Consider the following 17,251-nt stretch of genomic DNA (forward strand, 5'->3'; position numbering starts at 1 on the left):
CTTGCCTCCGGGGTGCAAGCGCGCCCGAGCGGGAGCGCAACCACAGGCCCACGAGCGTGGTGCCTGGACACAGCCTGGAGAGGGCGGGCGAAAAGGGCAACGAAAGTCAGGGATCCACCCCTACGCATCGAGCGGGCCGGGATGAAGCCTGCCGACAGGGGTGTTGGCGACGGCATGGACTTCAACCAGCAGATCATCGACACGTTCCGGGCCAACAACGGCCACGTGGACAACCCCCCGTTCGGCGACGGCCTCGTGCTCGTGCACGTGCCGCGCAAGGACGGCACGATCCGGGTCGCGCCGCTCGCCGGCCTGCGGCAGGACGGCGCCTACCACGTGGTGGGCTCCGCCGGCGGCTCGCCCAAGGACCCGGCCTGGGTGCACGGCCTGCGCCGTGCGGAGAAGGTCGACATCGAGGTGCCCGGCGAGCCCGTGCAGACGCTGCAGGCCACGGTCGAGGAGGTCACCGGCGCGGAGCGGGACACGCTGTGGGAGCAGTTCAAGGTGATGTCGAGCGGTTTCGCCGAGTACGAGAAGACGGCGGAGGGTCGTGTGTTCCCGATCTTCCGGCTCCGGCCCTGACGTCCGGGGCGGCGCAGGGGGCGTGTCGCGCGGCGGGGCGTAGCCTGCGGGTTCGGGCTCTCGGAGGAGGACGTCATCAGCAATCTGCAGCGTGTTCTCGTGACCGGCGCGGCGGGGCGGATCGGGCGGGGCGTCCTCGACGTCCTCGCTCGCGAGCGCGTCGCCGCGACCGCCCTCGTCCTGGAGGATCCCGGCGACCTGGCGGCTGACCGGGTCGTCGTGGGCGACGCCGGGTCCCCCGCGGTGGCGGCGCGCGCGGTGGAGGGTGCGGACGCCGTCGTGCACCTCGCCGCGATCCCGACGCCGATGCACGACCCGGCGGACGTGGTGTTCGGCACCAACACCCTGGCGACGTTCGCGGTGCTCGACGCCGCGGGCCGCGCCGGGGTGCGCCACGCCGTCATCGCGAGCAGCCAGTCCGCGTGGGGCACCGCCTTCGCGCCGTTCGAGCTGCACCCCGTCTCCCTCCCGGTCGACGCCGACACCCCCGACCAGGCCGCCGACCCGTACGCGCTGTCCAAGCGCACCGACGAGCTCACCGCCGACATGGTGGCGCGCCGGTACGGGCTGTCCGTGGTGGCGCTGCGGTACCCGTTCGTGGGCGGCGTCGACGAGCGGCTGCAGGCGCGGGCGGACGAGGTCGCGCGCGACCCCGGGCTCGGCGCACGCAACCTCTGGGCCTACCTCGAGACGCGGGACGCCGCCGAGGCCGCGTGGCTCGCGCTGCGGTACGACGGCGGCGGTGCCCGCGTGGTCTACGTGGCCGCGCCCGACACCCTGTCCCCGGTGCCGACCGCCGAGCTCGTGCGGCGGTACCACCCGGACGTGCCGCTGACCCGTCCGCTCGTGGGGCACGAGGTGCCGATCGACCTCGCGCCCGCCGAGCGCCTGCTGGGCTTCCGGGCCCGGCACCTGGTGGTCGGCAGGGCCTGAGCCTGTCGGTCGGTGACGTCAGGCCGACGTCGGCGACGTCTCCGGGCGGACCCCGTTCACCTCGGGCGTGATCCGCCGTCCGACGGCGAACGACATGGCGCCGATGCCGAGGCACCCGACCACGACCACGCCGATGAACCCGCCGGCCAGGCCGTGCTCGAGGAGGAACCCCGCCGCGACCGGGCCCACGATGGTGCCGGCCTGGAACGCGCCGGACCCGAGCGCGTTGTACCGGCCGCGCAGGTGCGGGGGCGCGATGTCGTTGGTGAGGGCGGGCAGGGTCGACTGCATGAGCGTCTCGCCCAGCCCGAAGATGCCGTGGAAGGCGAGCACGATGACGACCGCCGTCGTGCCGCCGGGGAAGATCCCCGTGACGCCGAGCAGCAGCCACGCGAGCGCCCACACCCCGGCCATGACGGCGAGCACGCGGGTGCGGCGGCGTCCGCTGACGCGGTTCATGACCCAGAACTGCAGCGCCACGATGGCGACCGTGTTGACCACGAACGCGAACCCGACGGTGCGGGTCGAGACCTCGGCGACCTGGCGCGCGAAAGCCGGGAAGCCGCCCTCCATCTGCCCGTAGCCGACGAACGCGGCGAGCAGCCCGAGGCCCGACAGCCACAGCACCTCGGGGCGCCGCAGGATCGTCAGGTAGCCCTCGGCCGGTGCGGCGTCGTCGGGCCGCTCGACGCGGCCGTCCAGGTGGCGCAGCGGGCCCAGCAGCACGACGACGGGCGCGAGGAAGGTCGCGGCGTTCACGAGGAAGGCGGCGACGAACGTGCCGGGCCGCTCGACGTCGACGACGAGCCCGCCGACCACGCCGCCCACGCCGACCCCGAGGTTGAGCAGCGCGAAGTTGACGCCGTAGTACCGCTGCCGCAGGTCGCCCTCGACGATGGTCGCCACGAGCGTGTTGACCGACGGCCACCCGATGCCGAGCTGCACGCCGAACAGCGCGAGGCCGGCCGCCGCGACCCACGGCGTGGTGGCGAACGCGAGCACCGAGTACCCCGCGACGGCGAACGCCAGGCCGAAGAGCATCACGCGCCGTGCGCCGTACCGGTCCACGAGGGCGCCGGCCGGCCCGGTGATCAGCAGGCCGACGACCGCGATCAGGCCCATCAGCGTGCCCGAGAGACCGAGCGAGAAGCCGCGGACCTCGTGCAGGTAGATGATCGTGAACGGGAGCGTCAGACCGCGGCCGAAGAACTGGACGACCACGGTCGAGAGCAGCCAGCGGCCGTCGGTCGGGAGGTTCGACCAGAAGGCCAGGGCGCCGGAGCGGGGAGAGGATGTCACGGGTCGATCCTCGCCCCGTGCGGGGTGGGACGGCTAGCGGATTCCGGACGAGGGTGTCACCCGTGCGCCAGCAGCTTCAGCGCCACGACCCCCACGGCCAGCAGCGCGAGCACCCCGAGCGCGAGGACCCGCGCCGGGAACGGCACCTGCACCCGTCGCACGCCGAGCCACGAGATGAGCACGAGCGAGGCGATCAGCACGCCCGTGCCGACGCGGAGCGCCGTCGTCACCTCCCACCACCCGAGACCCGCGCCCGCGAGCGCCAGCAGTGGCGCCACCAGGGTGACGAGCGCGCCGGCGCTGGTGCGGGTCATGGCCACGAGGTGCGCGCGGTCGGGGAACCCGCCGTGCGCGGCGAGCTGGGCGATGAGCTGCGCCAGCCAGGCGGCGGCGACGGTGCCGACGGCGGTGATGGTCAGCGACGTCGCCGCGGTGCCTGCCGTGAGCCCGTGGGCGTGGGCGAGGAGCGTGAGGACGACGGCGAGCACCGCGAACGTCACGTAGACACGTTCCCTGAGCCGCTCGGCGAGCTCCTCCTTCTCGGCGTCGCTGAGGTTGGCGGGGTCCTGGCGGCGTGACCGGCGACGAGGCATGGCGCCTATTGTCGACCCGCGTGCCGCCTCACGACGCGGTACGCCACGCCTCCGCGAGCGCGGCGACGGACGGCCACCGCTCCTCCCGGCGCGGGCGCAGCGCCCGCGCCGCGACCTCGAGCTGCGCGGACGAACCCGCCCAGGCCGAGCGGTCCTTGGTCGCGTCGTCGCCGAGGAAGGTGTGCGCGAGCGCCCCGAGGGTGTGGGCGGTGGTCGCCTCGTCGAGGACGGCGCCGAGCTCGAGCTCCTCGGGCGCCATGAACCGCGTCGAACCCCACATGCGACCCATGCGGTTGACGAGCGGTGCGCGCTCGTAGAAGTCCAGGTCGCACAGCACGACGCGGCCGTGGGCGACGTCGAGCAGCACGGACCCGTCATAGAGGTCGACGGCGACCCATCCACGTGCCGCCGCGTGCACGTGGAAGTCGTAGACCTGCTGGACGCAGTCCGTCCGGACGGAGGTCGGGAGGGTGCGCACCACGGCGCTGCGCCCGTACTGGCGTCCCAACGGTGTCGCGTCGGTCCAGTCGAAGACGAGCGCGTGCCCCGCGCCGACGTCGACCGCCTCGCGCAGCGGGACGAGCGTGGGGTGGGCCAGGTCGCGGTAGACGTGGCCGGCCCGGCGCAGGCGGGCCACGGCGGTGGCGACGTCGCCGTCGTAGCGGGCGGTGGGTGCGCCCGCGTACTTCACGAAGACACGGCCCTCGGGGCCGTCGACACCGAGGCAGAGGTTGCCGGAGTCCTGCTGGTCGAGCACGGCGAAGGCGGTGCCCCAGCGTGCGGTGAACGAGAGGTCGTGGGGCTCCCGCAGCCGCACGGGCAGCCCGTCGAGCGCGGTGACGATCACGGGCGCCGAGCCTACGGCCTGCCCAGTGCCTGACCTGGTCGCGGGGGACCTTCTGGGGCCGGGTCAGGCGTGGAGGTCCCGGTGGCCGCGCCGCGCGTCGCGGTCGAAGATCGCGACGATCTCGCACGGCCCGCCCTCGGCCCCGATCGCGTGCGGCAGCATCGTCGGGAACTCGGCGGCCTGGTCGGTCTCGACCCGCAGGCGGCGGTTGCCGAGCAGCAGGATCGCCGTCCCGCTGAGGACGACGAGCCACTCCCGCCCGGGGTGGGCGCGCAGTCGCGAGGCGTCGGCCGGGGCGGGCCGGGTGAGCCGCTGCCGCACGACGGTCAGGCCGGGGTCGGCCCGGACGGGCCAGCGCTTGAGGTCGCGGGCGGCGTCGATCGTGGGGTTGACGACGACGTCGTCGGTGCCCGTCTCGACGAGCTGGTCGAGGGAGGTGTCGAGGGCGCGGGCCAGGGTGACGAGCTGGTCGAGGGCCAGCCGACGCTGCCCGTTCTCGATGCGGCTGAGCGTGGACTGGCTGACCCGGGCCCGGCGGGCCAGCTCCTCCAGCGACCAGCCCTGCGCGAGCCGCAGCCCGCGTATCCGCTTGCGCACGAGGCTGTCCAGCTCGCCATCTTCTTGCGTCATACGCAAGAGACTATGTTCCTGCGGCAATGCGCGCCTACCGTCGACCGTGTCCCCGCGCCCACCCCGAGCGCCCGGACCCGAGAGGAGAGACATGCCTGAGACCACCCTCGTCGACGCCGTGGTCATCGGCGGCGGCGCCGCCGGGCTGAACGGTGCCCTGATGCTCGCCCGGTCCCGCCGGTCCGTGGTCGTGATCGACGGCGGCGAGCCACGCAACGCCCCTGCCGCGGCGGTGCACGGCCTGCTCGCCCGCGACGGCACGCCCCCGGCCGAGCTGCTCGAGCAGGGTCGCGCCGAGGTCCGCCGGTACGGCGGTGTCATCCGGTCCGGTGAGGTCGTCAAGGCCGAGCCCGCCGCGCCCGGGCCGGACGGCGACCTGCGCTTCAGCATCACCCTGGCCGACGGCGACACGCTCACCGCCCGCCGCCTCCTGGTCGCCACCGGCCTGCGCGACGTGCTGCCCGACGTGCCGGGGCTCGCCGCCCACTGGGGCGGCGCCGTCGTGCACTGCCCGTACTGCCACGGCTGGGAGGTGCGCGACGAGCCGATCGGCGTGCTGGCGATCGGCCCGGCGTCGGTGCACCAGGCGCTGCTGTTCAGCCAGCTCACCGACGATCTCGTCTACCTGGCGAACGGCACGCCGCTCGACGACGACGCCCGCGCGCGACTGGCCGCCCGCCGCGTCCGGATCGTGGAGACGCCGGTCGACCGCGTGCTGTCCGACGCCGAGGGCCGGCTCGCCGGCGTCGTCCTCGCCGACGGGCAGCTCGTGGCGCGGCGCGTGCTCGCCGTCGCCACGCGGATGCACGCGCGCCTGGACGGGCTCGAGGCGCTCGGGCTGCCGGTGCAGGACCTGCCGGACGACCTGGGCAGCCACGTCGTCAGCGGCCAGGCGGGCACCACCGAGGTGCCGGGCGTGTGGGTCGCGGGCAACGTGACCGACCCGTCCGCGCAGGTGGGCTCGTCGGCGGCGGCCGGAGCCCTCGCGGGCGCCCACATCAACGCACACCTGGTCACGGCGGAGACGGAGGCGGCGCTGCGGGGCTGAGCCGCCCCCCTCACTCCCGCCGCGCCGCCTCCGCGCGGCTGGTCCGGAGGTGCTCCCGCGCCAGGCGTGCCGCGCCCTCGGCGTCGCCGTCCCGCACCGCCTCCAGCAGCGCGCGGTGCTCGTCGGCGACGGCGACGAGATCCGCGTGCTGCGCCAGCAGCCAGCGCACCCGGCTCGCGGTCACGGCGTGGAGCTCGGCGAGCACCGGGTTCCCGGCCGCCCGCACCGCGGCCTCGTGGAAGTCCGCCGCGGCACGGCGCGCCGCCGGGGCGTCACCGCGGCGGGCGGCGTCGGCCTCGCGCTCCCACGCGGTCGTGAGGTCGGCGAGCTGGTCCGGCGTGCGGCGCAGCGCGGCGAGGCGGAAGTGCAGCGGGTCGGTCGCCTCGCGGACCTCCTGGAGCTGCTCGACGTCGGCGTCGGTGAACTCACGCACCACCGCCCAGCTCCGCGGACGCGGCGTGACCAGCCCCTCCGCGACGAGCGTGCGCAGCGCGTCGCGCACGGGGATCCGGCTCACGCCGAGCTCGGCGGCCAGGTCCCGCTCGACCAGCCGGCTGCCCGGCGGGCGGGTGCCGTCGACGATCTGCTCGCGCACGACGCCCGCCACGCGCACCGACTCGGGCGCGAACCCGTCGTCCGGCAGGGGCGTCGACGTGGGCATGCAGCCATCCTCCCAGACCTCCGGGGCCGACAGGCATTTGGTATACCATCGTGCCATGCCCTCCTCCCCCACCGTCCTGCGCGACGTCCGCCCCTGGGGTGGCGACCGGTCCGACGTCCACCTCGCCGACGGGGTCATCACCGCCGTCGTGCCGCACGACCCGGCCGCCGCGGCGTCGGGCACCGACCTCGACGGCCACGGCCTGCTCGCCCTGCCCGGCCTGGTCAACGCCCACGCCCACGTCGACAAGTCGTGGTGGGGCAAGCCCTGGGTGAGCTACGGCGGCGAGCCGGGCACGCAGGGCCGCATCGCGCACGAGCGCGCGCACCGCGACGAGCTCGGCATCCCGGGCGTCGAGGTGACGCTCGCCGTCCTGCGCGAATTCGTCCGCACCGGCACGACGGCGGTCCGCACCCACGTCGACGTCGACCTCGGCGTCGGGCTGCGCGGCATCGAGGTGGTGCGCGAGGCGCTCGCCACGCTCGACGGTGCCGTGCACGCCGAGATCGTCGCGTTCCCGCAGGACGGCGTGCTGCGCCGCCCGGGCGTGCTCGACCTGCTCGACGAGGCGGCCGCCGCCGGCGCCGACCACGTCGGCGGCCTCGACCCCGCCTCGATCGACCGTGACCCCGTGGGCCAGCTCGACGGCCTGTTCGGCATCGCGGAGCGGCACGGCGTCGGCGTCGACGTCCACCTGCACGACGGCGGCGAGCTCGGCGCGTTCCAGATCGAGCTGATCGTCGAGCGCACCCTGCGCGCGGGCCTCCAGGGGCGGGTCAACGTGGCCCACGGGTTCGCCGTCGGCCAGCTCGCGCCGGCACGGCAGGCCGACCTGGTCGCCGCGATGGGCGAGGCGGGCGTCACGATGACCACGGTCGCCCCGATCGGCGCGGCACCCCTGCCCCTGCACGCGCTGCGTGACGCCGGCGTCGCCGTCGGCCTGGGGACCGACGGCATCCGCGACCTGTGGTCGCCGTACGGCACGGGCGACCTGCTCGCCCTCACCACGCAGCTCGCGCGCCTGTCCGGCTTCCGGTACGACGGCGACCTGACGACCGCCGCCGAGGTCGCGACCCGCGACGCCGCCCGGTTCGTCGGCCGGGACGTGCACGACCTGGTCCCGGGCGCGCCGGCCGACGTCGTCCTGGTCGACGCCGAGAACGTGCCCGACGCCGTGGTGCGCGCCCCGCGCCGGGCCCTGGTCCTCGCACGGGGCCGCGTGGTCGCCCGCGACGGCGAGATCTTCGTCTGACCTGCCACTAGGCTGACCGACGGAGTCGTCGGACCGGGGTGGAGGCGCACGTGGCGGAGCTGTGGTCGACCCAGGAGGGGCCGCCGGACGGACCGGTGATGCTCCTGCTGCACGGTGCCGGCGTCGGCGCATGGATGTGGCGCGACCAGGTCGCGGTGCTCCGCGAGCGGTACCGGGTGATCGCGCCCGACCTGCCCGGACACGACCACAGCGCCGGGGTCCCCTTCACCTCGTCGGCCGAGCTGGTCGAGGACCTGGCGCGCCTCGTCCGCGCCCACGCGCGGGGGCGGGAGGTCGCCGTCGTCGGGTTCTCGTACGGCGCCCAGCTCGCCCTCGCGCTCGCGACGTCGCACCCCGACCTGGTGCGGCACGTGGTCGCGGTGAGCGCGCTCACCGCGGCGATGCCGCTCGAGGCCGCGAGCCGCGCCCTGGTGCGCGCCGCGGCGCCGCTCGGCAGGCAGCGCTGGTTCGCGCGGCTCCAGGCGCGGTCGATGTTCGTGCCGGACGACCTCGTCGACGACTACCTCCGGACGGTGCGCGCCCTGCCGACGCGCGACCTCGTCGCGGTGCTCGCGGCGAACGCCGCGTTCCGAGCCCCGCAGACGTGGTCGGCCTACCCCGGCAGGGCGCTCCTGCTCGCCGGGGACCGCGAGGTGAAGCCGCTCGTCCGCGGCTTGCGGGCCCTCCAGGAGCAGCTGCCCGGCGCCGAGCTGGAGATCGTCCCCGGCGCAGGCCACGGCCTGCCGCTGGAGCGCCCCACCTGGTTCACGACTCGCCTCCTGGCCTTCCTCGACCCCACCACCCGCTGACTGCGGGGCCTAGGATGATGACGTAGACGTCAGAGGTAGGGCCAGCAGGAGGGTGCGGGCATGACCATCGTGGAGACCGCGGCCGGGCGGAGGGACGCACCGGCCGACGAGCGGCTGATCCGTATCGGCGAGGTCGCGCGGGGCGCAGGGGTGTCGGTGCGTGCGGTGCGGTACTACGAGGAGCAGGGCCTGCTCACCGCCCGGCGCAGCCCGTCGGGCCAACGGCTCTACCTGCGCCAGGCCATCGAGAACGTGCGGTTCTTCCAGCAGATGTACGCCGCGGGCCTGACCAGCAAGAACATCGCCGAGCTGCTGCCGTGCCTCGACACCGGCCACACCGACGCCGAGCAGCGCGCGATGCTGCACACCGAGCGAGACCGCATCCGCGGCAAGATCGCCGAGCTCCAGGTCGCGCTGGATCACCTCGACTCGATCATCGAGGTCACCTCGACGCACCCGTGACGCGGGCGCCGGCCCTCAGTGCCCGGCGCCCAGCACCGCGGCCACGCGCTCGTGGCGAGCGGCCGAGTCGTCGTTCATCCCGGTGACGACCACGGTCTTGCCCCGGGCCGCGTAGCGGGTGCGCACCGCGTCGAGGGCCGCGACGGTCGACGCGTCCCAGACGTGGGCCGCGCTGAGGTCGATCACGACCTCGTCGGGGTCGCCGGCGTAGTCGAACCGGTCGGCGAGGTCGTTGGACGAGGCGAAGAACAGCTCGCCGCGCACGACGTAGACCTGGCGACCCTCGGCGTCGGGCCGCTGCTCGCGCATCACCGTGGTGAGCCCGGCGACGCGGCGGGCGAACAGCGCCGTCGCGACGAGCACGCCGACCACGACGCCGTACGCGAGGTTGTGCGTCGCCACCGTCACGCCGACGGTCGCGAGCATGACGGCGGTCTCCGACCGGGGCATCCGGCGCAGGGTCGAGGGCCGGACCGAGTGCCAGTCGAACGTGCCGACCGAGACCATGATCATGACGGCGACGAGCGCGGCCATCGGCATGATCGCGACCACGTCACCGAGCCCCACGACGAGCACGAGCAGGAAGACGCCGGCCAGCAGCGTCGACAGGCGGGTGCGCGCGCCGGAGGCCTTCACGTTGATCATGGTCTGGCCGATCATGGCGCAGCCGCCCATGCCGCCGAACAGCCCGGTGACGACGTTGGCGACGCCCTGGCCCCAGGCCTCGCGCCTCTTGTCGGAGGGGGTGTCGGTGATGTCGTCGACCAGCTTGGCGGTGAGCAGCGACTCCAGCAGCCCGACGAGCGCCATGGCCAGCGCGTACGGCGCGATGACGCGCAGGGTCTCGAGCGTGACCGGCACGTCGGGCAGCACGAGGCTCGGCAGCGACTCCGGCAGCGCGCCCTCGTCACCCACCGTCGGCACGTCGATGCCCGCCAGCACGACGGCGCCCGTGAGCAGCACGATCGCGACCAGGGGCGCGGGGACGACGGTGGTCCAGCGCGGCAGCAGCACGATGATCGCGATGCCGGCGGCGACCAGCGGGTAGACGATCCACGGCACGCCGACCAGGTGTGTCACCTGGGACAGGAAGATCAGCACCGCGAGGGCGTTGACGAACCCGACCATCACCGACCGCGGGATGAACCGCATGAGCCGCGCGACGCCGAGCAGCCCCAGCGCCACCTGGATGACGCCGGCCAGCAGCACGGTCGCGATCAGGTGGTCGACGCCGTGGTCGCGCACCACGGGCGCGACCACGAGTGCGACGGCGCCGGTCGCTGCCGAGATCATCGCGGGGCGCCCGCCGAGGAACGCCACGGTGACAGCCATCGTGAACGACGCGAACAGGCCGACCCGCGGGTCGACGCCGGCGATGATCGAGAACGCGATCGCCTCGGGGATGAGCGCGAGCGCCACCACGAGCCCGCCGAGCACCTCGGTGCGCAGGGTCCGCGCGGAGCGGAACGCGGCACGGAACGAGCCGGGCGCGGGCGTGCGAACGGGGGCGTCTGGAGCGGAGTCGGACACGCGGTTCCTCCGGGCGGGTCAGGGCGCGCACGCCCCGGGGACCGCGGCCGCGAGGCCCGGTCCCGGGTGGACAGGACGGAGCACGCGGCACTGCGCACGAGGTGAGGGAGGCCGCGTCGGCAGGACGCGGGCCGCAGGAGACTCTACCCGGCGGGGCGGCCTGCCGAGGCGCCCCGCATGACTACCTCGCCAGGTGACTACCTCGGTGGGTGGGGGTCAGTCTCCGCGGACCGACTCCGGGTCGTGCAACATGTGCGACTCGATGAGCTCGTGCCGCTGGAAGTACGTGGTCGCGACGGCCTGGATCGTCGCGGCGACGGGCAGCGCGAGGAACGCCCCGAGCACGCCGAAGACGGCGCCGAACGCGAGCACGACGAGCAGGCTGACCGCGGCGTTCATCTCGAGGGCCCGCGCCGACACCTTGGGCGCGAGGTACAGGTTCTCGAACTGCTGGTAGGCGATGACGAACGCGAGCACAGCGACCGCCTGCGGCCAGCCCTGGGCCGTGAGCGCCACCATGGTGGGCAGCGCGCCGCCGAGGTACGCGCCGATGGTGGGCACGAACTGCGACACCACGCCGACGAAGACGGCGAGCGGCACGGCGTACGGCGTCTGCAGGATCGCGAGGAAGACGAAGGTCACCACGGTCGAGACGGCGGCGAGCAGCACGCGCGAGCCGATGTAGTCCGACACCTTGCCCTGCGTGACCTCCCAGAGGTGCAGCACCTCCTGCTGCCGCGCGGGCGTGAGCCACCCGCAGACGGCGACCCGGAACCGCGGTCCGGCGGCCAGCAGGTAGTACGACACGAGCAGGATGGTCAGGGTCGCGAGCAGGCCGCCGACCAGCGTCGTGCCGACGAGGAGCGCCCCGGAGGCGACGTCGTCCCCGAACTCGTCGATCGCCTGGCGGAGCAGGTTGTCGGAGCTCGGCACCACGATGTCGAACCGCTCGGCGACGAACGTCTGCAGGCCGGCGTAGAGCCGCGGCACGGACTGCGCGAGCGCCACGAGCTGCTGCACGAACAGGTTGCCGAACAGCACGATCAGCACGATCACCACGACGAGCGAGCCGAGGAGCGTCGTCGCGGCGGCGAGCCCCCTGCGCCAGCCCTGCCGCACGAGCCACACGGTCGGCGGCTCGAGCGCCAGCGCGATGAACACGGCGATGAGCACGTTGACGAACAGCCCCTCGAGGGCGCCCATCGCGTTCCACACGAAGATGCCGAGGAACACGGCGACGACCGCCATGACGAGCGCGCGCGGCAGCCAGCGCGGCGGGCGGGCGGAGCCGGGCGTGCCCGGCGGCGGCTCGGCCGCGGGCCGGTACGGCGTCGGGTGGGGCGTCGTCATGGCACGACCGTAGTGCGCACCACCGACACGCCACGGCAGGCAGGGCCGGACGCGCCGGGCCCGGGTCAGACCCCGCTGGCCACCAGCGGGATCAGCGGCACGCCGGGGTGCGCGCGCTCGAACGCGCGGGCGTGCCAGACGTCGCGCAGCAGCACGAGCGGCGTGCCGTCGCCACGACGCACGACCTCGACGCCCGGGTAGGCGGCCACCGTGTCCAGGTCGGCCGGGGCGACCTCACGGGCGAGGCCCAGCCCGAGCGTCTCCATCCGGATGGGCGCGGAGAACTCGTGCTCCATACGGAACGTCGCGACCTCGAACTGCAGGGGGCCGACGGCCGCGAGGATCGGGTTGCCGTCGCCGCGCACCTCCGAGACGAGCACCTGCACCACGCCCTCCTGCTCGAGCTGCGTGATGCCCTTGCGGAACTGCTTCGACCGCCCCGGGTCGGCGACGCGCGCGGCCGCGAAGTGCTCGGGCGCGAACACCGGCATGGGCGGGAACGCGACCTTGGGGCCGGCCGGGTCGTACACCGTGTCGCCGACGGCCAGCGAGCTCGCGTTGACCAGGCCGACGACGTCGCCGGGATACGCGTCCTCGACCGTCGACCGCTCCCGCCCGAACACCGACAGCGCGTACTTCGTGGCGAACGGCCGCCCGGTGCGCTCGTGGGTCACGACCATGCCGCGCTCGAACCGGCCCGAGCACACGCGCAGGAACGCGACGTGGTCGCGGTGGTGCGGGTCCATGCCCGCCTGCATCTTGAACACGAACCCGCTGAACGGCTGGTCGACGTCGCGCGGCGCGCCGGCGACGTCGGGCCGGGCGCCCGGGGCGGGCGCGAGCGCGACGACGGCGTCCAGGAGCTGGCGGACGCCGATGTTGGCCAGCGCCGCGCCGAACAGCATGGGCGAGGTGGTGCCGGCCAGGAACGACTCCCGGTCGACGGGGTCGAGGAGCTGCACGCTCTCGACGGCCTCGGTGTGGTCGTCACCCAGCTCGCGTGCGGCGGCGTCGGGGGTCAGCAGGGTCTCCTCGGCGATCGACGCGCCGCCCGGCGCGCGCCGGTAGGTGCGCACCTCGCCCGAGGCGCGGTCGAGCAGGCCGACGAACCGGCCCGCCTCGCCGAGCGGCCACGTCAGGGGCGTCGGGCGCAGGTCGATCCGCTCCTCGAGCTCGTCGCACAGCTCGAGCGCCTCGCGGCCGGGCCGGTCCCACTTGTTCACGAAGGTGATGACGGGGACCCCGCGGCGGCGGCACACCTCGAACAGCTTGAGCGTCTGCGGCTCGAGGCCCTTGGCGGCGTCGAGCAGCATGACGGCGGCGTCGACGGCGGTCAGGACCCGGTAGGTGTCCTCGGAGAAGTCGGCGTGGCCCGGGGTGTCGAGCAGGTTGATCACGACGTCGCCGTAGGCGAACTGCAGCGCGGCCGAGGTGATGGAGATACCGCGCTTCTGCTCCATCTCGAGCCAGTCGGACACGACGCCGGCGCGGTTGCCCTTGCCGTGCACGGCGCCCGCCTCCTCGATGGCGTGCGCGTGCAGCGCGAGGGCCTCGGTGAGGGTCGACTTGCCCGCGTCCGGGTGGGAGATGACGGCGATGCTACGGCGCCGCGCCGCCTCGGCCGCGACCGGCCGGGCGTCGGAGGTCAGGACGGTCACGTCGGGCAACGATACCGGGCGCCGGGCGGCCGGCACGCGATTCACTCGGTGTATACACGGGGTGTATAGTGCCGGGCATGAGTGTTGGACGCGCCCTCCTGGGGCTCCTCGAGAACGGTCCCCGCCACGGGTACGACCTCAAGCGGTCCTACGACGAGCGGTTCGGCACCGACCGGCCGCTCGCCTACGGGCAGGTGTACTCGACGCTCGCCCGGCTGCTGAGGAACGGCTTCGTCGAGGTCGAGTCGGAGCCGGGAGCCGGCCCCGAGCGCAAGCGGTACGCGATCACGGAGGCCGGGGTGGCCGACGTCGCGTCGTGGCTCGCCCAGCCGGAGAAGCCGGAGCCGTACCTGCAGAGCACGCTCTACACCAAGGTGGTGCTCGCCCTGCTCACGGGCAACGACGCCACCACGGTGCTCGACACCCAGCGCGCCGAGCACCTGCGGCTCATGCGGGAGCTGACGCGCCGCAAGGAGACGGGCGACCTCGCCGACCAGCTCGTCTGCGACCACGCCCTGTTCCACCTCGAGGCGGACCTGCGCTGGCTCGAGCTGACCGCCGCACGCGTGCAGCAGCTCGCCGCGCACGTCCGCCCGTGACCCCGCCGTCCCCGACCCAGGAGACTCCCGTGCCCACCGAACCCCTGCTCGTCGCCGAGCACCTCAGGCTCTCGTTCGGCGCCACGACGGCGCTCGAGGACGCGTCCGTCGCCGTCCACGCGGGCGAGGTGCTCGCCCTCATGGGCCCGTCCGGGTCCGGCAAGTCCACCCTGCTGCACTGCCTGGGCGGCATCCTGCACCCCGACGCCGGCCGCGTCACCTACGCCGGGCGCGACCTGACCGCCATGCACGACAGCGAGCGCAGCGCGCTGCGCCGCTCGGAGCTCGGGTTCGTGTTCCAGTTCGGCCAGCTCGTCCCCGAGCTCACGTGCCTGGAGAACGTGGCCCTGCCGCTGCGGCTCAACGGGGCGAGCCGACGCGCCGCGCACCGCAGCGCCTCGGCGTGGCTCGAGCGGCTCGAGGTGCTCGACGTGGCGGCCAAGCGCCCCGGCCAGGTCTCGGGCGGTCAGGGCCAGCGCGTCGCGGTCGCCCGCGCGCTCGTGACCCGGCCCCGCGTCGTCTTCGCCGACGAGCCGACCGGCGCCCTGGACTCCCTCAACGGCGAGCGTGTCATGCAGCTCTTCGTCGCGGCCGCCCGCGAGACCGGCGCCGCCGTCGTGCTCGTCACGCACGAGGCGCGGGTCGCCGCCTACTCGGACCGCGAGGCCGTGGTGCGCGACGGCCGCGTGCGGACCGTGGAGTACGCCCGGTGACGGGGTGGGTCGCCGACCTGGCCCTCGGCGTGCGGCTGGGCGTCAGCGGCGGGCGCTCGGGGTGGGTGCGGCTCGCGCTGATCTCCCTCGGTGTCGGACTGGGCGTGGCGATGCTGCTGGTCGCGGCGTCGGCGCCCGCCGTCCTCGACGCCCGCGCCGACCGCGCGGCCGAGCGGTGGGTGAACAGCGACCAGGTGATCGAGCCGGGTGCGCCCACGCTGCTGACGCTGCCCGTGCGCTCGATGCACCGGGGCGAGGCGATCGAGGGCAGGCTGCTGCAGCCCGAGTCGCCGGACGCGCCGCTGCCGCCCGGTGTCGACCGGCAGCTCGCACCCGGCGAGGTCGTGCTCTCCCCCGCCCTGGAGCGGCTGCTCGCCTCGCCCGACGGCGCGGCGCTGCGCGGGCGCTGGGGCGAGCAGACCGTCGGCACCATCGGGCCGGAGGGCCTCACGGGCCCGGACGAGCTCACCTTCTACCTCGGCACGGACCGGCTCACGGGCGAGACCGCCGTCCGGATCAGCTCCTTCGGCGGCGACCAGCAGCCCGAGGAGGGCGTGAGCCCCGTCATGGTGCTGCTCGCGCTGGTCGGCATCGTGGTGCTGCTGCTGCCCGTCGGCATCTTCGTCGCCACGGCGGTGCGGTTCGGCAGCGAGGCGCGGGACCGGCGCCTGGCCGCGCTGCGGCTGGTCGGGGCCGACGCCCGGACGACCCGCCGGGTCGCGGCGGGCGAGACGCTCACGGGCGCGGTGCTCGGCCTCGGCGTCGGGGCGCTCGTCTGGCTGCTCGTGAGCCGCGTCGCCGGCACGCTCGTCCCGGACTCCCTGAGCTTCTACCCCGCCGACGTCCGCCCGGCGCCCGCGCTCGTCGGGCTCGTGGTGGTGCTCGTGCCGCTGACGACGGTGCTGGTCACGCTCTCCGCGCTGCGCCAGGTCGTGGTGGAGCCGCTCGGCGTCGTCCGGCGCAGCGGCGCGCGCAGGCGGCGGCTGTGGTGGCGGCTGCTGTTCCCGCTGGCCGGCCTCGCGCTGCTGCACCCGCTGGTCACCGGGCTCGACACCGCCATGGGTACCCAGGTCTCGATCGCCGCGGGCCTGGTCCTGCTGCTGACCGGCGTCGCGCTGGTGCTGCCGTGGCTCGTGGAGGCCACCGTGCACCGGCTGGGCAACGGCCCGGTGGCGTGGGACCTCGCGGTGCGCCGCCTCCAGCTCGACAGCGGCACCGCCGTGCGCGCCGTGTCCGGCGTCGCGGTCTCGGTCGCGGGGCTGATCGCCCTGCAGGGGCTCGTGGGCGCGATCGGCGCCCTGACGGCGGGGGCCGCCGCGGACACGCGGACGTACCAGGCGAGCGTGCTGGACATCTTCCCGGAGGACCAGGCGGGCGGCGACCCGGCGGGCACCTGGACGCGCGCCCTGTCCGCCGCTCCTGGCGTGACCGACGTCGGCGCGCTGACCTCGATCGGGGCCGAGCCGACCGGTGGCGCGCCCGAGGCCGTCGTCGAGTCCGGCCCGTGCGCCGTGCTCGCCCAGGAGGCGCAGGTCGGCGCGTGCAGGGACGGCGACGTCTTCGTCGTCGTGCCCGAGGGCGCCGTGGCACCGCCCGCGGGCAGCGCCTGGACGCTGGGCGACGGGGTGCGGTGGACGCTGCCGGACACCGCGCGGCCGGTCGCGCCGAACCAGGGCAGCGTGTCCGCCCTCAACGGCGGCGGGCCGCCGCGGATCCTGCTCACGCCCGCGGCCCTGGGCGGTCTGCGGCCCGACGTCGTCGCCGTGACGACGTACGCGACGCTCGACCCCGCCGTGCCCGACGCGCTCGACCACCTGCGGACCGCGGCCGCGCAGGTCGACCCGCGGGCGTACGCGTCGTCGATCGCGCAGCAGGGCATCGCCTCCGCGCTCGTCACGATGCGGCAGGTGCTGCTGGTCGGCACCGTGGCGCTGCTGGTCATGGTGGGGGCGAGCCTGCTGGTCAACGTGCTGGAGCAGCTCCGCGAGCGCCGCAGGCTGCTCGCCGCGCTGGTCGCGGTCGGCACGCGCCGCCGCACCCTGAGCGGGTCGGTGCTCGTGCAGGTCGCGGTGCCCGTCGTGCTGGGTCTCGGCCTCGCCGTCCTCACGGGCAGCGTGCTCGCGCTCGGCCTGCAGACGGCGGTCGACGCCCCGCTCACGTTCGACCGGGTGGGGGTCGGCGCGACGTCGGGCGTCGCCGCGGTCGTGGTGCTGCTCACGACCGCGGCCGGGCTGCCGCTGCTGTGGCGGCTGACGCGGCCGGAGGGCCTGCGCACGGAGTAGGAC

General features: G+C 74.9%; 17 protein-coding genes. 9 read left to right on the forward strand and 8 right to left on the reverse strand.

Annotated elements, in window-relative coordinates:
* Positions 1-141: 141 nt before the first annotated feature.
* Both HLB15_RS02130 and HLB15_RS02135 read left to right on the forward strand, forming a co-directional pair.
* Positions 142-582, forward strand: coding sequence for a nitroreductase/quinone reductase family protein (locus HLB15_RS02130; RefSeq protein ID WP_212759393.1), 441 nt, complete (start codon positions 142-144; stop codon positions 580-582).
* Positions 583-681: 99 nt separating this feature from the next.
* Positions 682-1,515, forward strand: coding sequence for an NAD-dependent epimerase/dehydratase family protein (locus tag HLB15_RS02135; protein ID WP_212759394.1), 834 nt, complete (start codon positions 682-684; stop codon positions 1,513-1,515).
* A gap of 18 nt (positions 1,516-1,533) precedes the next feature.
* Here the strand turns inward: HLB15_RS02135 and HLB15_RS02140 are convergent, their stop codons facing one another.
* The 4 genes from HLB15_RS02140 to relB form a co-directional block, all read right to left on the reverse strand.
* Positions 1,534-2,814 (reverse strand): MFS transporter, encoded by a 1,281-nt coding sequence (locus HLB15_RS02140; protein ID WP_171103239.1) that lies wholly within the window; start codon positions 2,812-2,814, stop codon positions 1,534-1,536.
* Between the two features lie 56 nt (positions 2,815-2,870).
* The gene (locus tag HLB15_RS02145) at positions 2,871-3,407 is read right to left on the reverse strand and encodes a hypothetical protein (protein ID WP_171103241.1); all 537 of its coding nucleotides are present in this window, start codon (positions 3,405-3,407) and stop codon (positions 2,871-2,873) included.
* A 28-nt stretch (positions 3,408-3,435) separates the two neighbouring features.
* Positions 3,436-4,254, reverse strand: a complete 819-nt coding sequence (locus HLB15_RS02150; RefSeq protein WP_171103243.1) for a protein kinase family protein — start codon at positions 4,252-4,254, stop codon at positions 3,436-3,438.
* Between the two features lie 63 nt (positions 4,255-4,317).
* A complete protein-coding gene (relB, locus tag HLB15_RS02155; RefSeq protein WP_171103244.1) occupies positions 4,318-4,884 on the reverse strand; it encodes a type II toxin-antitoxin system RelB family anti-toxin in 567 nt (188 codons plus the stop codon).
* Positions 4,885-4,975: 91 nt separating this feature from the next.
* Here relB and HLB15_RS02160 point away from each other — a divergent pair, with 91 nt between their 5' ends.
* Positions 4,976-5,932, forward strand: coding sequence for an NAD(P)/FAD-dependent oxidoreductase (locus HLB15_RS02160; protein ID WP_171103246.1), 957 nt, complete (start codon positions 4,976-4,978; stop codon positions 5,930-5,932).
* 10 nt (positions 5,933-5,942) lie between these two features.
* Here HLB15_RS02160 and HLB15_RS02165 read toward each other — a convergent pair whose 3' ends face one another.
* Positions 5,943-6,593 carry a GntR family transcriptional regulator gene (locus HLB15_RS02165; protein WP_171103247.1) on the reverse strand — a complete coding sequence of 217 codons (651 nt, stop codon included), beginning with the start codon at positions 6,591-6,593 and terminating at the stop codon, positions 5,943-5,945.
* Positions 6,594-6,648: 55 nt separating this feature from the next.
* Here HLB15_RS02165 and HLB15_RS02170 point away from each other — a divergent pair, with 55 nt between their 5' ends.
* Genes HLB15_RS02170 through HLB15_RS02180 form a run of 3 tightly spaced genes read left to right on the forward strand, consistent with a single transcriptional unit; the run spans position 6,649 to position 9,116 of the window.
* Positions 6,649-7,845 (forward strand): amidohydrolase, encoded by a 1,197-nt coding sequence (locus HLB15_RS02170; protein ID WP_171103249.1) that lies wholly within the window; start codon positions 6,649-6,651, stop codon positions 7,843-7,845.
* Between the two features lie 50 nt (positions 7,846-7,895).
* The gene (locus tag HLB15_RS02175) at positions 7,896-8,654 is read left to right on the forward strand and encodes an alpha/beta fold hydrolase (protein ID WP_229785536.1); all 759 of its coding nucleotides are present in this window, start codon (positions 7,896-7,898) and stop codon (positions 8,652-8,654) included.
* 60 nt (positions 8,655-8,714) lie between these two features.
* A complete protein-coding gene (locus HLB15_RS02180; protein ID WP_171103251.1) occupies positions 8,715-9,116 on the forward strand; it encodes a MerR family transcriptional regulator in 402 nt (133 codons plus the stop codon).
* A gap of 15 nt (positions 9,117-9,131) precedes the next feature.
* Here the strand turns inward: HLB15_RS02180 and HLB15_RS02185 are convergent, their stop codons facing one another.
* The 3 genes from HLB15_RS02185 to HLB15_RS02195 form a co-directional block, all read right to left on the reverse strand.
* On the reverse strand, positions 9,132-10,646 hold the full coding sequence (locus HLB15_RS02185; protein WP_171103253.1) for a SulP family inorganic anion transporter: 1,515 nt from the start codon (positions 10,644-10,646) through the stop codon (positions 9,132-9,134).
* Between the two features lie 216 nt (positions 10,647-10,862).
* The gene (locus HLB15_RS02190) at positions 10,863-11,996 is read right to left on the reverse strand and encodes an AI-2E family transporter (RefSeq protein WP_229785537.1); all 1,134 of its coding nucleotides are present in this window, start codon (positions 11,994-11,996) and stop codon (positions 10,863-10,865) included.
* A 65-nt stretch (positions 11,997-12,061) separates the two neighbouring features.
* Positions 12,062-13,654 carry a peptide chain release factor 3 gene (locus HLB15_RS02195; protein ID WP_171103255.1) on the reverse strand — a complete coding sequence of 531 codons (1,593 nt, stop codon included), beginning with the start codon at positions 13,652-13,654 and terminating at the stop codon, positions 12,062-12,064.
* Between the two features lie 77 nt (positions 13,655-13,731).
* Here HLB15_RS02195 and HLB15_RS02200 point away from each other — a divergent pair, with 77 nt between their 5' ends.
* From HLB15_RS02200 to HLB15_RS02210, 3 genes are read left to right on the forward strand one after another with little or no spacing between them, the layout of a single operon-like run.
* Positions 13,732-14,253, forward strand: a complete 522-nt coding sequence (locus HLB15_RS02200) for a PadR family transcriptional regulator (RefSeq protein ID WP_171103257.1) — start codon at positions 13,732-13,734, stop codon at positions 14,251-14,253.
* Positions 14,254-14,282: 29 nt separating this feature from the next.
* Positions 14,283-14,966, forward strand: a complete 684-nt coding sequence (locus HLB15_RS02205; protein WP_171103259.1) for an ABC transporter ATP-binding protein — start codon at positions 14,283-14,285, stop codon at positions 14,964-14,966.
* Positions 14,963-17,248, forward strand: coding sequence for an FtsX-like permease family protein (locus HLB15_RS02210; protein ID WP_171103261.1), 2,286 nt, complete (start codon positions 14,963-14,965; stop codon positions 17,246-17,248). Before HLB15_RS02205 ends, HLB15_RS02210 begins: the two co-directional genes overlap by 4 nt.
* Positions 17,249-17,251 lie beyond the last annotated feature (3 nt).

It is taken from the genome of Promicromonospora citrea (assembly GCF_013004695.1).
Taxonomy (GTDB): domain Bacteria; phylum Actinomycetota; class Actinomycetes; order Actinomycetales; family Cellulomonadaceae; genus Promicromonospora; species Promicromonospora citrea.

Excerpts from the sequence above, each read along its gene's own strand:
- HLB15_RS02130 (WP_212759393.1), top strand. The coding sequence starts at position 142 with ATGAAGCCTGCCGACAGGGGTGTTGGCGACGGCATGGACTTCAACCAG.
- HLB15_RS02180 (WP_171103251.1), top strand. The coding sequence starts at position 8,715 with ATGACCATCGTGGAGACCGCGGCCGGGCGGAGGGACGCACCGGCCGAC.
- HLB15_RS02190 (WP_229785537.1), bottom strand. The coding sequence starts at position 11,996 with ATGACGACGCCCCACCCGACGCCGTACCGGCCCGCGGCCGAGCCGCCG.
- HLB15_RS02145 (WP_171103241.1), bottom strand. The coding sequence starts at position 3,407 with ATGCCTCGTCGCCGGTCACGCCGCCAGGACCCCGCCAACCTCAGCGAC.
- relB (WP_171103244.1), bottom strand. The coding sequence starts at position 4,884 with ATGACGCAAGAAGATGGCGAGCTGGACAGCCTCGTGCGCAAGCGGATA.
- HLB15_RS02160 (WP_171103246.1), top strand. The coding sequence starts at position 4,976 with ATGCCTGAGACCACCCTCGTCGACGCCGTGGTCATCGGCGGCGGCGCC.
- HLB15_RS02200 (WP_171103257.1), top strand. The coding sequence starts at position 13,732 with ATGAGTGTTGGACGCGCCCTCCTGGGGCTCCTCGAGAACGGTCCCCGC.
- HLB15_RS02170 (WP_171103249.1), top strand. The coding sequence starts at position 6,649 with ATGCCCTCCTCCCCCACCGTCCTGCGCGACGTCCGCCCCTGGGGTGGC.
- HLB15_RS02165 (WP_171103247.1), bottom strand. The coding sequence starts at position 6,593 with ATGCCCACGTCGACGCCCCTGCCGGACGACGGGTTCGCGCCCGAGTCG.